General features: G+C 35.6%; 17 protein-coding genes, 1 pseudogene and 1 riboswitch. Of the genes and pseudogenes, 2 read left to right on the forward strand and 16 right to left on the reverse strand.

Annotation, left to right across the window (positions count from 1 at the left end):
• Nucleotides 1-13: 13 nt before the first annotated feature.
• The 12 genes and pseudogenes from sufC to RBB48_RS05685 form a co-directional block, all read right to left on the reverse strand.
• Nucleotides 14-799, reverse strand: a complete 786-nt coding sequence (gene sufC / locus RBB48_RS05630; RefSeq protein WP_000929162.1) for a Fe-S cluster assembly ATPase SufC — start codon at nt 797-799, stop codon at nt 14-16.
• A 238-nt stretch (nt 800-1,037) separates the two neighbouring features.
• The gene (gene metQ / locus RBB48_RS05635) at nt 1,038-1,844 is read right to left on the reverse strand and encodes a methionine ABC transporter substrate-binding lipoprotein MetQ (RefSeq protein WP_000722406.1); all 807 of its coding nucleotides are present in this window, start codon (nt 1,842-1,844) and stop codon (nt 1,038-1,040) included.
• A 71-nt stretch (nt 1,845-1,915) separates the two neighbouring features.
• Nucleotides 1,916-2,728: a methionine ABC transporter substrate-binding lipoprotein MetQ gene (gene metQ / locus RBB48_RS05640; RefSeq protein WP_000735093.1), complete on the reverse strand. Its 813-nt coding sequence runs from the start codon at nt 2,726-2,728 to the stop codon at nt 1,916-1,918.
• 24 nt (nt 2,729-2,752) lie between these two features.
• Nucleotides 2,753-3,418 carry a methionine ABC transporter permease gene (locus RBB48_RS05645; protein ID WP_000359548.1) on the reverse strand — a complete coding sequence of 222 codons (666 nt, stop codon included), beginning with the start codon at nt 3,416-3,418 and terminating at the stop codon, nt 2,753-2,755.
• Nucleotides 3,411-4,436 (reverse strand): methionine ABC transporter ATP-binding protein, encoded by a 1,026-nt coding sequence (locus RBB48_RS05650; protein ID WP_088064733.1) that lies wholly within the window; start codon nt 4,434-4,436, stop codon nt 3,411-3,413. The genes RBB48_RS05645 and RBB48_RS05650 overlap by 8 nt, the downstream gene beginning before the upstream one ends.
• Before the next feature lie 299 nt (nt 4,437-4,735).
• Nucleotides 4,736-4,843: riboswitch (SAM riboswitch) on the reverse strand.
• Nucleotides 4,844-4,968: 125 nt separating this feature from the next.
• On the reverse strand, nt 4,969-5,313 hold the full coding sequence (locus tag RBB48_RS05655; protein WP_000781217.1) for a hypothetical protein: 345 nt from the start codon (nt 5,311-5,313) through the stop codon (nt 4,969-4,971).
• Nucleotides 5,314-5,467: 154 nt separating this feature from the next.
• Nucleotides 5,468-5,776, reverse strand: coding sequence for a thioredoxin family protein (locus tag RBB48_RS05660; protein ID WP_088064734.1), 309 nt, complete (start codon nt 5,774-5,776; stop codon nt 5,468-5,470).
• 3 nt (nt 5,777-5,779) lie between these two features.
• A complete protein-coding gene (locus RBB48_RS05665; RefSeq protein ID WP_000640866.1) occupies nt 5,780-6,124 on the reverse strand; it encodes a toprim domain-containing protein in 345 nt (114 codons plus the stop codon).
• Nucleotides 6,125-6,714: 590 nt separating this feature from the next.
• Complete coding sequence (gene gcvH / locus RBB48_RS05670) at nt 6,715-7,098, reverse strand: glycine cleavage system protein GcvH (RefSeq protein WP_000026896.1); 384 nt, start codon at nt 7,096-7,098, stop codon at nt 6,715-6,717.
• A 41-nt stretch (nt 7,099-7,139) separates the two neighbouring features.
• Nucleotides 7,140-7,505, reverse strand: coding sequence for an arsenate reductase family protein (locus RBB48_RS05675; protein ID WP_000218969.1), 366 nt, complete (start codon nt 7,503-7,505; stop codon nt 7,140-7,142).
• Nucleotides 7,506-8,113: 608 nt separating this feature from the next.
• A pseudogene (locus tag RBB48_RS05680) lies at nt 8,114-8,212 on the reverse strand (DUF3937 family protein); the annotation flags it as partial.
• Nucleotides 8,213-8,735: 523 nt separating this feature from the next.
• On the reverse strand, nt 8,736-9,125 hold the full coding sequence (locus tag RBB48_RS05685) for a hypothetical protein (RefSeq protein ID WP_137012389.1): 390 nt from the start codon (nt 9,123-9,125) through the stop codon (nt 8,736-8,738).
• A gap of 151 nt (nt 9,126-9,276) precedes the next feature.
• Here RBB48_RS05685 and RBB48_RS05690 point away from each other — a divergent pair, with 151 nt between their 5' ends.
• Nucleotides 9,277-9,666 carry a hypothetical protein gene (locus tag RBB48_RS05690; protein ID WP_088064737.1) on the forward strand — a complete coding sequence of 130 codons (390 nt, stop codon included), beginning with the start codon at nt 9,277-9,279 and terminating at the stop codon, nt 9,664-9,666.
• Between the two features lie 307 nt (nt 9,667-9,973).
• On the opposite strand, the gene RBB48_RS05695 is transcribed toward RBB48_RS05690, so the two are convergent.
• Both RBB48_RS05695 and RBB48_RS05700 read right to left on the reverse strand, forming a co-directional pair.
• Entirely contained in the window at nt 9,974-10,087 is a 114-nt protein-coding gene (locus RBB48_RS05695) for a tail length tape measure protein (protein WP_088064738.1), read from the reverse strand.
• A 55-nt stretch (nt 10,088-10,142) separates the two neighbouring features.
• Entirely contained in the window at nt 10,143-10,670 is a 528-nt protein-coding gene (locus RBB48_RS05700; RefSeq protein ID WP_088064739.1) for a hypothetical protein, read from the reverse strand.
• 143 nt (nt 10,671-10,813) lie between these two features.
• Here RBB48_RS05700 and RBB48_RS05705 point away from each other — a divergent pair, with 143 nt between their 5' ends.
• Entirely contained in the window at nt 10,814-11,461 is a 648-nt protein-coding gene (locus tag RBB48_RS05705; protein ID WP_048542336.1) for a phosphatase PAP2 family protein, read from the forward strand.
• A gap of 55 nt (nt 11,462-11,516) precedes the next feature.
• Here RBB48_RS05705 and RBB48_RS05710 read toward each other — a convergent pair whose 3' ends face one another.
• Both RBB48_RS05710 and RBB48_RS05715 read right to left on the reverse strand, forming a co-directional pair.
• Nucleotides 11,517-12,530 carry a PTS sugar transporter subunit IIC gene (locus RBB48_RS05710; protein ID WP_000666174.1) on the reverse strand — a complete coding sequence of 338 codons (1,014 nt, stop codon included), beginning with the start codon at nt 12,528-12,530 and terminating at the stop codon, nt 11,517-11,519.
• A 22-nt stretch (nt 12,531-12,552) separates the two neighbouring features.
• Nucleotides 12,553-13,503 carry an L-lactate dehydrogenase gene (locus RBB48_RS05715; RefSeq protein WP_306007454.1) on the reverse strand — a complete coding sequence of 317 codons (951 nt, stop codon included), beginning with the start codon at nt 13,501-13,503 and terminating at the stop codon, nt 12,553-12,555.
• Between the last annotated feature and the right edge of the window lie 187 nt (nt 13,504-13,690).

Here is a 13,690-nt window from a genome sequence, read left to right on the forward strand (position 1 = left end):
TTATGCTCCTCTCTTACGCTTCTTGCTCTGCTGTTTCGTCTTCAATACCTAATTCTTTTTTAATCCAGTCGTAACCTTCAGCTTCTAGACGTTGTGCAAGCTCAGGGCCACCAGATTTAACGATACGACCGTTCATCATAACGTGAACGAAGTCTGGAGTGATGTAGTTTAATAAACGTTGGTAATGCGTAATCATTAGGCAACCGAACTCTTCGCCACGCATTTGGTTAATACCTTTAGATACAACTTTTAATGCATCGATATCAAGACCTGAGTCGATTTCATCTAAGATTGCGATTTTTGGCTCAATCATCATTAATTGAAGAATTTCGTTACGTTTTTTCTCTCCACCAGAGAAACCTTCGTTTAAGTAACGTTGTGCCATTTCTGGATCCATTTCTAGGAATTCCATGTTTTTATCTAAAGTACGGATAAATTTCATAAGAGAAATTTCATCGCCTTCTTCACGACGTGCGTTAATTGCAGAACGTAAGAAGTCAGCGTTTGTTACTCCGCTAATTTCACTTGGATATTGCATTGCTAGAAATAGACCTGCTTGTGCGCGCTCATCTACTTCCATTTCTAATACATCTTCACCGTCGATGATGATGCTACCTTCTGTTACTTCATATTTTGGGTGACCCATAATTGCAGAAGATAAAGTTGATTTACCTGTTCCGTTAGGTCCCATAATTGCGTGGATTTCTCCACCTTTTACTTCAAGGTTTACACCTTTTAAAATTTCTTTACCGTCGATTGATACGTGTAAGTCTTTAACCGTTAATGTAGAACCAGCCATCTCAATACCTCCATTAATCCTCTATATACATTTTAAAAATTCCTAAAACGTTCATATTCTCATTTTATTCTCATTCTAATTTTATATCAAATAAAATGATATCGCAAACGACGAAAAAAAGTAACAATTTTTTCACAAATGTATATAAGTATTTCCCTTGCATCTTTATATGATACACCTTTCTTCTTATTTATATAAAGAAAAAAGGACTGGTAATTTTCCAGTCCTTCCCTTATATTTATTCACTTACCGGAAGTACAGCACCTTTATATTCTTTATTAATAAAATCTTGAATTTCTTTTGAATGCAGTACTTCTACTAGTTCTTTAATTTCTTTTTTCTTCTCGTCACCTTTACGAACTGCAATAATATTTGCATACGGAGAGTCTGATCCTTCAATCGCAATTGCATCCTTTGTTGGATTTAATTTCGCATCAATTGCGTAGTTTGAATTAATGAATAAAGCATCACCTTCATTATTTTCATATAACTTCGGTGAAAGTCCCGGTTCTACATCTGTTTTAAACTTTAAGTTTTTCGGATTTTCTACAACATCTTTTACTGTTGCTTTAACAACATCTACACCGTCTTTTAATTTAATAACGCCACCTTTTTGTAACAATGCGAGCATACGGCCACGCTCCGCTACGTTATTACTCATAATAACTGTTCCGCCATCTGGCAATTCTTTTAAACTTTTATACTTCTTAGAATAAATGCCCATTGGCTCTAAATGGATTTTTCCTGCGTTTACAATTTTATATCCCTTTTCTTGAATTTCTTTATCTAAGTAAGGAATGTGTTGGAAGTAGTTCGCATCAATTTCCTTATCCGCTAACGCTTTATTCGGCAAAACATAATCCTGGAACTTTTTAATCTCTAATTTAATGCCCTTTTTCTCTAGTATCGGCTGTGCCTTTTCTAAAATAACAGCATGCGGCACGTTAGAAGCTCCCACCACAAGCTTATTCTCTTCTTTCCCTCCGCAAGCAGCTAATGTAAATACAGACAGCGCTGTAACAACTGACAATAGAATCTTTTTCATATGATGTCCCCTTCTCCCCTATAGTTATGTAGTTATAAAAAAGGCTGGCATACACCAGCTCTTTTCAGCAATTATTCTTTTACAGGAACAACCGCTCCTTTATATTCTTTATTAATAAAGTCTTCGATTTCTTTAGAATGCAATACTTCTACAAGCTCTTTAATCCCTTTTTTATCTTTATCACCTTTACGAACCACTAATACGTTTGCGTATGGAGAATCATCACCTTCAATTGCAATTGCATCTTTTTCTGGATTTAATTTCGCATCAATTGCATAGTTCGAGTTAATTAAAACAGCGTCGCCTTCTTTATTGTTATACACTTGTGGTAACAAACCAGGCTCGATATCCGTTTTGAACTTTAAGTTTTTCGGATTATCTGCAATATCTTTTGGAGTTGCACTAACTGGATCTACTCCGTCTTTAATTTTTAAAATGCCTTCTTTTTGTAAAATTGCTAAACCACGTCCATGGTCAGTAACGGAATTACTCATAATAATTGTCGCCCCGTCTGGAAGTTCTTTTAAGCTCTTATACTTTTGAGAATATACACCAATTGGTTCCAAGTGAATTTTCCCTGCTATTTCAAAATCATATTTTTTATCTTTCATTTCTTTTTCTAAATACGGAATATGCTGGAAGTAGTTTGCATCTAAATCCTTATCCGCTAACGATTTATTTGGTAACACGTAATCTTGGAACTTTTTCACTTCTAATTCAATTCCTTTTTTCTCAAGTAACGGTTTTGCCTTTTCTAAAATTTCAGCGTGCGGCACGTTAGAAGCCCCCACAACTAGTTTCTTTTCATCTTTATCTTTCCCGCCACAAGCAGCTAACCCAAAAATAGAAGTTGAAATAAGTGCTGTAAGTAATAATTTTTTCATTTGAAACATCCTCCTGTTTTTTTATTATCGTTTATCTATTCGAGTCGTTACACTATCACCAATCCACTGAATGAAAAATACCACTAGTAATACACAAATTGTCGCAACGATTGTTACATCGTTATTTCCTCGCTGGAATCCTTCTAAATAAGCAAGTGTTCCAAGGCCACCAGCACCAACAACCCCCGCCATTGCTGTATAGCCTACTAAAGCGATTGTTGTAACCGTAATACCAGATACTAATGCTGGTAACGATTCTGGAATTAATACTTTCAAAATAATAGTGCTTGTTTTTGCTCCCATTGCTTTTGAAGCTTCAATTACACCTTTATCAATTTCGCGAAGTGCAATTTCAACCATTCTCGCGTAAAACGGTGCCGCTCCAATAATTAAAGCTGGCAGTGCTGCACTCGCTCCAAGAATTGTTCCAAGCAGAATCTTTGTGAATGGGATTAATAAAATGATTAAAATGATGAACGGTATCGAGCGGAAAATGTTTACGAACGCTCCAATTGCCGTGTTAACCGATTTGTTTTCCCATAAATTATCTTTCGCTGTCATAAAGAGTAACAATCCTAAAATTAGTCCTAAAACAAATGTGGCAAGAGCTGCGATTGCCGTCATATATAACGTTTCACCAGTTGCTTCTAACATTTGATTCCAATCAATATTTGTGAGTAACTTATCCATGTGCAATCACCTCCAGCTCTACTTGATCTTGATGTATTCCCTCTATTGCTTGCTGAATCGCTGTTTCCTCACCATTTAAATGAATAACTAAACTACCGTAAGAGCCGTTATTTGTTTGGGCGATGTTTCCTTGCAAAATGCTAACTTCTATATCACTGCGTTGCATTAATCTTTGAAGTACTGGTCTTTCTACAGCTTCACCGATAAACTGCAAACGAACTACTTTACCATCTGGATACTTTTCAATTAAACTTTCAATCGTTTCATTTGTATCTTCAGAATCCGTTAACTGCTGTACAAATCGCTTTGTAATGTCTTTCTGCGGATTGCGGAATACATCAAGTACTGGACCCGTTTCTACAATCTTCCCTTTCTCCATTACCGCCACTCGATTACAAATCTTTCGAATCACGTGCATCTCGTGTGTAATGAGTACAATTGTTAAACCGAGACGCTTATTAATATCTAATAATAAATCTAAAATTTGATCTGTCGTTTCTGGATCAAGAGCTGATGTCGCTTCATCACATAAAAGCACTTGTGGATTGTTAGCTAATGCTCTTGCAATACCAACGCGTTGCTTTTGTCCTCCGCTCAGCTGAGATGGATACGCGTCCCCTCTTCCTTCTAATCCAACAAGATGAATTAACTCATCCACTCGTTTTCTTCTCTTCGCCTTATCAACACCTGCAATTTCAAGTGGGAACTCGATATTTTCGCGTACAGTTCGTGACCAAAGTAAGTTGAAGTGCTGAAAAATCATTCCGATTTCTTGCCTTGCCTTACGAAGTTCACTCCCTGTAATTGCTGAAATCACACGATTTGCAATTGTAATTTGGCCAGAAGTTGGTTTCTCTAACTGATTGAATAATCTGATTAAAGAACTTTTCCCAGCGCCACTATATCCGATCACACCAAATATTTCACCTTTGTCTATTTTTAAATTGGCATTATCTACAGCAGTGACATCACCGCTTTTTGCTTTATATATTTTCTTTACATTTTCTAACAAGATCATGATGTTCACCCCTTTTTTTGTTTAAAAAGCGTAAGCGGCTCGTTTAGAACAAGAGGACGCCCGAATCCCTGACGTAGAGGTGCTTTTTGCCTCATAGGAAGGGATGAAACGACCGACTGTTCTAGCCGCTGAAGCTAGATTTTTGGTCGACTCCGCAATTTTTTATTTTTAATGCGTGTAATCCACCATTATCACTACTTTTATTGTTTGAATGTCCTCCACATTCAAACAATAAAAAAACCTTTCCGCTTTAGAGAAGCAGAAAGGTTTATATGCGTATATAACAACATTATCCCTCTCTCTCATCTCTCAAAGCATTTGCTTTGCAGGAATTGGCACCATTTCAACATAAGTTGACGGTTGCCGGGCTTCACAGGGCACAGTCCCTCCACCTCTCTTGATAAGAGAAATCAGATTACATTTTCGTCTGATTTGTAATTTATGAAATTGTCTATATTTTATGAATTGAATTGTATCAATATCCACACACCATGTCAACAGAAATTTTCGTAAAAAATGAAACTTCAGAATTTTAAGCGCCTACTGACATCGGTTTACATATATGGAACATCGATTCAACTAATAGCATCGTTCGATACGTTCCCGAATATTGTACACGTCCATCGTTCATTAGCATTTGCAATCGTACATTTCCATTCACCAATTGTTTTACATCTTCCTCATCTACACAAACGATTTGCTCCGTTCCTCTTTCCTCATGTAGCAGCTCTATATAATCTCTTGAAATTTGTAACGAACAACTTTCATCTCCAAAGCGGAAATTAACAGTTTTTTCTCCTTGTCTTAAAAGCGGCTCTAAATGATATTGACCATTAGCGTAATTTACAAATGATTGCAGCAAAGAATATAATTTCACCCTAAATCACATCCTTCATATCACTTTCTATTACACATACCATTCCCTCTCACTAAAGAGCAATCCTGTTACTTTCGCTCGACAAATACTGTAACCACCCTGCATCTCGACATATTTCCCGAGAAATATGTCGAGGCGGCAAAAACTTTGCCGCCTACTTTAATTCCGTATATAAATATTCAACCGAATGAAATGCATATATCTTCTTCATGAGTGTCCCATTTTCAAAAACAAGTAAACACGGTACACTTTCGATTCCATACTCTTTCGCTAAATGCGGAGCATAATTTAAATCTAACATTCCAATTTGGAGGTCTTCAATTGTCAGCTCAACAACTGTTAACATCTTTTTTGCTAATTGGCATGTTCCACACATTGGAGTATATACATATAACACTGTTTTTTCTTCGTTCTCTATTAGGGCTGTAGCTTCGGCTCCTGTCCAATCAATCACTTCTATCATTCCTTACCGTAAATATTCTGTATAAACGTCAATGTCAGCTCCCCATAATACATTTGCTAAGTGTGAAGATGGCGCAGTTGCCACTTCTCGGTACGAGCGATCAATGTAAATATGCTCTGCTTGCGGAAATTCTTTTCGAAATTGCTTCCTTAACTTTTCTCCAGCATCATCAGCATCCACTAGTACATACACTTCCTTATCAAAAAACTGATCAATGAGCTCATCCATTTTCGATAAACCAATTGTACCATTTGTACAAACAATTTCCACCGGTTCACGAATAATAGATTCAATCTTTCTTCTATCTGATTTACCTTCTACAATAATGACTTTTTCTACATAAATCATATGTCATCACCCGATCACCATATACTATACAACCTTTAACTTAGTATATAGTATATTCGTTATTTTCATGTTGTTTCCTGTTTATTTTTGCAAAAGAAAAGCGGAAGCGGCTTGCTCAGAACAAGAGGACATTGGAACTCCTGAACTAGAGGCGCTTTTTGCCTCAAGTGAAGGAATGAAATGACCGACTGTTCTAGCCGCTGAAGCTGGATCACAAAGAAAAGCGGAAGCGGCTCGTTCAGATTGTGAGGGGGATGGAGCTTCTGACGTAAAGGCGCTTTTTGCCTTGTAGGAAGAAGCGAAGCCACCGAACAATCTAGCCGCTGAAGCTGGACAATAAAGAAAAGCGGAACCGACTGTTTAACCCTGTTGGCTAAGGTTCTTTCGCACAGAAGACGCTTTTTGTCTTCTCGTGCGGAAGGTTCTTAGACATGAAGGGCTAGGAGGTGGAGCTGGACAATAAAAAATTAAACGAAATCGTTTTTTCAAAAAACGTTCTCCTACACGATAATTAGTATATGATTCTACGTTCATTATTTTACACAAAATAAAAAAGGACAGCACAAAGGCTGTCCTTTAGTCGACTATAATTAGTCTTGGTTTGTCATTTCTGCATATTTTTCTGCAGTTAATAACTTCTCAACTTGGCTTGCATCAGAAAGTTCAACTTTAACCATCCATGCACCCTCGTATGGAGATTCGTTAACAAGTTCTGGTTGGTCACTTAATTCTTCGTTTACTGCTACAACTTTACCACTTACAGGTGCGTATAACTCAGAAACTGTTTTAACAGATTCTACGCTTCCGAATGGCTCGTCAGCTTCGATTGTTGCACCTACTTCAGGAAGTTCAACGAATACGATATCGCCTAGCTCACCTTGTGCAAAGTGAGTAATACCGATAACAACTTCATTACCTTCAGTTTTTACCCATTCGTGTTCTTCAGAGTAACGTAAATTATTTGGAATGCTCATGACTGTACCTCCAGTGAATGTATTAATTATGTAAAAATACCTTATTGGTACTTTTTCCACACACTTTCAAACTGCTCTTCGTTAAAACCAAGTGTTACATTCGTTCCATTTGTTACGATTGGACGTTTAATCAACATGCCATCAGATGCTAAAAGTTCGTACATTTCATCTTCACTTGCATCCTTTAACTTATCTTTCAGACCAAGTTCGCGGTAACGCATTCCACTTGTATTAAAGAATTTTTTTAATGGTAATTCACTTTTTTCATGTAAATTACGTAAATCTTCTTTTGATGGTGGATTTTCAACAATATGAATCATCTCATATGCTACATCGTTTGCCTCAAACCATTTCTTTGCTTTTTGACATGTGCCACACTTTGGATATGAATAAAATGTTACTGTCATAAATTCACCTACTTTTTTACTAACCTTTACCTTTATCATATAGAAAACGTTTTATTATTTCAAACGATTATTCGCTAAACTTTTACTTATTTCGTGATAAATTTTAATAATCCTGCGAATTTTCCTTATTTTCCCGCCATTTGTTAAGAAAAAATAAATATATATTTTTTTAGATTCTTCTCTCATCACTCGCCGAACATATATCTTAAACAAACGTTTGATTAACTCCCTATTTTTCTTTGCTAACTCTTGGGCTACATCGGTTTCTTCCTACCGAACATACATCTTAAACAAACGTTTGATTAATTCCACATTTTTCTTTGTTAACCCTTGAATTGCATCGGTTTCTTCCTACCGAACATACATCTTAAACAAACGTTTGATTAGCTCCCTATTTTTCTTTTCTAACCCTTGGGCTGCATCGGTTTCTTCCTACCGAACATACATCTCAAACAAACATTTATTTAACCATTTCATCCTATAGTCACAAAATCTGGAAACACTTTACATGACAAAGATGTACAGATAAAAGGAACTAACGATTTTGACCGTAATAGTGAGAGTATGCCATGATGTTGAAGAAATTACTGCAAATAAAAAAGACGCATTTAAATGGATGCGTCTTTTGGTGATGTTTCTTTTGTGAAATCATATAAAGCAATTGCGCCTAAAATAACCAATATACTTTCAGGGGCATCTAACAAAATATCCAAATAAATACAATATGCATATTTGCATATTTCTTGCATATTGAGGAATTACTGTTAATAAAAAAGTCCTACTAGTGTAGGGCAAAATAGCTTTAGCAATCCCAACAAGTAATCGCATAAATAACGAAATCATTTGAACCACTATATAGACAATCCCAGCCCTTGAAATAAGGGGAAATCCCTGTTCCTGGCTACCTACCATAATGAATAGCCCGCCGCATAACGCTACAGCGGATGCGATAGAACCAACAGGTAAGAAATTACTGCAAAGAAAAAGCCATGTATACACATGACTTTCATAGCATAATCACTTCTATATTCAATACAAATTAAAGTGAATTATATTTCTTTACTTTTAAAGGAATAGATATTACATATAAATCTATAGCATAAGTAATAATCAAACTCCCTTTTCCTTCATCAGCAAATTTTGCTTGCTGAAACTTTTCTTTTCCCCCATCTCTTTGGAAGCCATTCAAATCCTAAGAACATAATACTATTCCTCTACTTATTAACTTAACTACTTTTCTTTTTTCCATGATATTTCAAATTCTCCACCATGTTCTTCTGTTATAATTTTAACTTTATATGTATCATCTTTAGATACTTTAATATTATTTTTACTGTTTCCACTAGTAACTTCCAGTATTGTATTATCATTTGAATCTAAAACATAAGCCTTTATGGTTCCTTGCTTAGTTTTATCATCAAAAGAGAATGCCCAACTTTCACCTTTTTTTACATTCATATCTTGAGTTGCAAAACCAGTGAATTTTTTATACTTCCCATCTATACTATTTGAACCTCCATAAACTTTACCACCAACAATCGTTCCCTCTCTTGTAAAACAACCACTAAGAACCACCAAACATAGAACAAATAATAGTGTGTTTTTAATAGTTTTCAACATCATTCCCCCTTATCCTCACAATAAATATCCTCTTATTTACATTTTTTCTTTCATAAAGAAAAATGGACCTATGACCCAGTAAATAACATGATGAATGTTGACAATCCCCTTGTTAGAGTATCATATAAAAAATAAAAAGGAGTAATAAGCAATGAATATTAAAATAGTGGATATATCAGACAAATTATTAGATGGATATAAAGTTTTAGTTCAAGTAGATAGCAATCAATTTATCGCTGAGTGGGATGGCGATAAGCCAGAAAAACACAAAAACTATAATGTAGAAATACATATAGATAATGAATTTATATGGAATACAAATATAACCTTTTCAGATAAAAATGCAAATGCAATAATTCAGAATAGTAAAGGCTTTAAAGTAATTGCTAAGCTAGATTATAACAGTGAGGATAGCTTAGCAACACTAAATATCTACGATAGTATAATACTAATTGATGTAGAAGGAATCGAGCAAGATATAGCAAATGAATGGGTAGAAATGCAGTGCACTTCAATTAAGATATTTAATACTAATTTTTAACAGAAACCCATTACATAACTATGGCATAGTCGTTATGATGTAGTGAGATATAGAAAGAGTAAACGATTATATAAATAAACATGTTTATATGCCTATGAATATCCTACTGCAATTCCTGCTCAAGCAGACATCACTAACCATACCGTAGCCACTCATAACCGCAAGTCCAGTCTCAACAGGAACGATTATTGGCCATACTGAAGCTAAAACTGCTTGCATGCCCACAAACCAATACCAATCGCAAAGGGAGATGTGGAACTAACATTATTACCCCTTGATAAAACGAGCTAATACTGGATGCGCTTCATTAAAACTTTATAATTAAATCTGCAATAGCTGATATAAAATTATAAATCGGTATCATTACAGCAGCGAATGCATCTGGCATACATTGTAAAGCTTTCGTGAGCTTCTCAATCACATTGTTATATGCTTCTACATAAAAAAATAAGAAGCCTCGTTTACAGGCTCCTTCATCATCTATTCAAATAATCTGCAATTGTTTGAAATACGACGATATACATATTATGAATACTTTCTTCAGTATTTCCACCATTGGACAAACCGACTGCCCATTGTTGTCCTTCACCACTTCCGATATTTGCAAAGCCTTGCGTATACATAGCATTTACATCTTTTCGTGCACTGTTATACTCTATCCCCTTTGTAATAAACGTTGAATATGATTTATCTTGCAAACCGATAAAAAATACTGGTTTCTTTAGCGATGAAAATACATTTTTATACTGCTCTGTTGAGGCTTCTTGAAAGTGATCTTTCATTATTAAAAAACCATCCACTTCCTTAGATTTCTTTTCCAGTTCCTCTAACTTCATTTCCTCAAACTTTATATTCCTAAACGTATCTTTCGGCTTTTCTCCAATAACTCCAATTACGAGTGCTCTTCCGTTATATTCTAATTTCTCTCCTTCTTTATCCTTTGCACACCCCGCACTGACTAGGCATATCAATATAAAAAATAAGAAATACGATAAACGCTTCATTTAGCACCCTCCCCTTCTTTTAAGTCAAGTGACAAAAACGTAAGGTGAATTCAAGAAAATGTAAGTAAAATCGATAGCTCAAATGACGTTTCTATATTATAATCAATTGAATTTATTTACATTACTAAACATAGGAGATTATCATGAAGAAATTTAAACTTTCATCTTTTCTTCCGTTAAGTTATATACTTCTACTCGTACTCGTAAGTCCCCTTTACGATGTATTAAATAAATCTACTGTACACGCAGTAGATGTCACAACTGTAGTAGATGATTGGATTCCATTTGTGAAAGCATTTATTATTCCTTATTTACTTTGGTTTCCTTACTTATACGGCGCACTTATTTATTATTGCTTTGCGAATCGAAAACAATATTATGTCACTTTAAGTAGTATAATTCTTGGAAAACTTGCTTGTTTTTCTATTTATTATTTTTGGCAGACAACTGTACCACGTCCAACAGTCGTTGGATCCGACGTATTTTCCGAACTAGTCCGCTATATTTATAGTATCGACCAACCGGTAAACTGTTTCCCTAGCATTCACGTTCTTACTACCTTTGTGATTATGCTAGCTGCCTTTAAACGTAGAGAACAACATGCTTTTGAATATTATATTCTTACCTTCTTCGGTACGCTTATTATTTTATCAACGCTATTTACGAAGCAACACGCATTTGTAGACGCCATTTCTGGAATGACGCTTGCAAGCATACTTTACTTCGGCGTTCAGCTTTTATTAGCAAAAGAAACTGTACGTGTTCCAGTAAAACAAAATCACAAAATGTAAAAAGCAGACTGTGGGTTCCAGTCTGCTTTTCTCTATATAAAAGGAGATTTTCAATTTAAGATTGCGGTACAGTCATATCACCAGAGTGAATACGACCTGCTTTTTTAAGAGCAATGTAAAGTATATAAGAAACAGCTACTGGAATGATGATATAAGTGATTACCATCGCTGGGACAACTTCCCATCCTTCGCTAGAAATTAAATTAATTGGTGCGATAAGAGAACTTAATCCAAGACCTGCAATTTCTTTTCCTGCTTCTAGTTGGAAAATTAATGCGGATACTGGACCAACTATAGCACTGGCGACGACAGTTGGGACGAGAATCATTGGATTTTTAGTGATATTTGGCAACTGTACTTTCGGAGTACAAAGCGCTTGAGCTAATATGCCGCCTAAATTATTTTCTTTCGCTGAGATTACAGAGAATCCGATAAACTGAGCAACGCAGCCTGCAAGAGCAGCACCACCTGCAACACCGTCTAAGCTAAGTGCGATCGCTAACGCAGCTGATGAAGCTGGAGAGATAAGTAATAGTCCCCAAACGACTGCAATAACAATAGAAGCGATGAACGGGCTACCAGCTGAGCTATCTTTAATGAATGCTCCAATTGTATTTAACACAGGAGTAATATTATGAGACAACCAAATACCAACTAAACCAGAACCTAATATTGCCGCAAATGGAACGAGCATCATATCTAACGCAGTTTTTCCACTTAAACGTTTACCAATATATACAGCTAAAGTTGCTGTTAATAATGCACCGATTGGCTCACCTGTTTTAATAATTAGACCTGCTTCAGTAATTGAAATGGATCCAGCACCAATCGCTCCAGCTACCATAGCCGAGAAGATTACAAGACCATTTGCACCGAGCATAAAGGCAATTCCGGCACCAATGGCTGGTGCCATAAGCGATTTTGCAACAACTCCGATTGTAATAAGCAATGGAATATCAACAATTCTTCCTATATTTTCGATTAGTAAACCAATTCCAAGGGATACGAAAATACCTTGTGCGATTCCAGCAGATGCTTTAAATACACGAGACATTATATATTCCTTCATTTGTTTCACCTTCTCCTATAAGTTAGTAACCAATTGTTTTCATATAATCACGTAAAATATCGTTTGATTTTGCGAATCGAGATTCTTCATCCTCTGTTAAGTTTAGTTCTACAACTTCTTTCATACCATCTCTAGTAATAATAGCTGGCACTCCTGTACAAATATCATATTCACCGTACTCCCCATCTAAAATAGCTGATACAGCAATGACACGGTAATCATCGTTAAAGATTGAGCTCGCAATATATGCTAGAGAATTTCCGATTCCGTAATAAGTAGTACCTTTTCGTTTATAAATTTCCCATCCAGCTTTTGCAGTCTTCTCAACAATTTCATCTAAATCTATTTCACCAAATCGGTCTTTTTTCTCTTCTAAAATTTGTAGAATCGGCTTTCCGCCAACAGTTACGTGAGACCAAGCAACCATTTGAGAATCACCATGTTCTCCTAGAGAATACCCATGAATACTACGAGGATCTACATGCAACATTTCAGATAAAATTGTTCTTAAGCGAGAAGAATCTAGTGATGTACCAGTACCGATCACACGATTTCTAGGTAATCCAGATAATTTCCACACTTCATATGTAATAATATCAACTGGGTTCGATGCAAGTAAGAAAATACCATCAAATCCACTTTCCATTACGCCGCCAACAATGCTTTCCATAATCTTCGCACTCGCTCCTAAAGTATCTAAGCGACTTTGTCCAGGTTTTGGTGCTGGTCCTGCTGTAATAATAACGATGTCCATATCTTTGCAGTCTTCATAGCTTCCTGCATATACTTTTGTTCTTGTATTTGTAAAGTTAATGCAGTGTGATAAATCCATTGCTTCCCCAACTGCACGTTCATGATTTATATCAATTAATAATAGTTCTTCGCAAATGCCTTGATTTACAATGGAATATGCACAACTTGATCCAACTAATCCAGTACCGATAATTGCAATTTTTCTTGTATTTCTTTTCATAGCAATCTCTCCTAATTGATCATATAATCTATTTCTTTTGTTCTTTACACTCCTAATTATAGAGATTCCCACGATATAAACCATGGATACTTTGTGAAATATTGAGCAAACTTTTGTCCTTTTTGTGAATTGTTATATTCCATTTTCTTCATATTTGTTACAACTGAAAAAATATTTATTATATATT

This window comes from Bacillus sp. MMSF_3353, from assembly GCF_030733445.1.
Classification (GTDB): Bacteria; Bacillota; Bacilli; order Bacillales; family Bacillaceae_G; genus Bacillus_A; species Bacillus_A wiedmannii.

Coding starts and splice junctions, on each gene's coding strand:
- sufC (WP_000929162.1), bottom strand. CDS start 799: ATGGCTGGTTCTACATTAACGGTTAAAGACTTACACGTATCAATCGAC.
- metQ (WP_000722406.1), bottom strand. CDS start 1,844: ATGAAAAAGATTCTATTGTCAGTTGTTACAGCGCTGTCTGTATTTACA.
- metQ (WP_000735093.1), bottom strand. CDS start 2,728: ATGAAAAAATTATTACTTACAGCACTTATTTCAACTTCTATTTTTGGG.
- RBB48_RS05645 (WP_000359548.1), bottom strand. CDS start 3,418: ATGGATAAGTTACTCACAAATATTGATTGGAATCAAATGTTAGAAGCA.
- RBB48_RS05650 (WP_088064733.1), bottom strand. CDS start 4,436: ATGATCTTGTTAGAAAATGTAAAGAAAATATATAAAGCAAAAAGCGGT.
- RBB48_RS05660 (WP_088064734.1), bottom strand. CDS start 5,776: ATGATAGAAGTGATTGATTGGACAGGAGCCGAAGCTACAGCCCTAATA.
- RBB48_RS05665 (WP_000640866.1), bottom strand. CDS start 6,124: ATGATTTATGTAGAAAAAGTCATTATTGTAGAAGGTAAATCAGATAGA.
- gcvH (WP_000026896.1), bottom strand. CDS start 7,098: ATGAGCATTCCAAATAATTTACGTTACTCTGAAGAACACGAATGGGTA.
- RBB48_RS05675 (WP_000218969.1), bottom strand. CDS start 7,505: ATGACAGTAACATTTTATTCATATCCAAAGTGTGGCACATGTCAAAAA.
- RBB48_RS05685 (WP_137012389.1), bottom strand. CDS start 9,125: ATGTTGAAAACTATTAAAAACACACTATTATTTGTTCTATGTTTGGTG.
- RBB48_RS05690 (WP_088064737.1), top strand. CDS start 9,277: ATGAATATTAAAATAGTGGATATATCAGACAAATTATTAGATGGATAT.
- RBB48_RS05700 (WP_088064739.1), bottom strand. CDS start 10,670: ATGAAGCGTTTATCGTATTTCTTATTTTTTATATTGATATGCCTAGTC.
- RBB48_RS05705 (WP_048542336.1), top strand. CDS start 10,814: ATGAAGAAATTTAAACTTTCATCTTTTCTTCCGTTAAGTTATATACTT.
- RBB48_RS05710 (WP_000666174.1), bottom strand. CDS start 12,530: ATGAAGGAATATATAATGTCTCGTGTATTTAAAGCATCTGCTGGAATC.
- RBB48_RS05715 (WP_306007454.1), bottom strand. CDS start 13,503: ATGAAAAGAAATACAAGAAAAATTGCAATTATCGGTACTGGATTAGTT.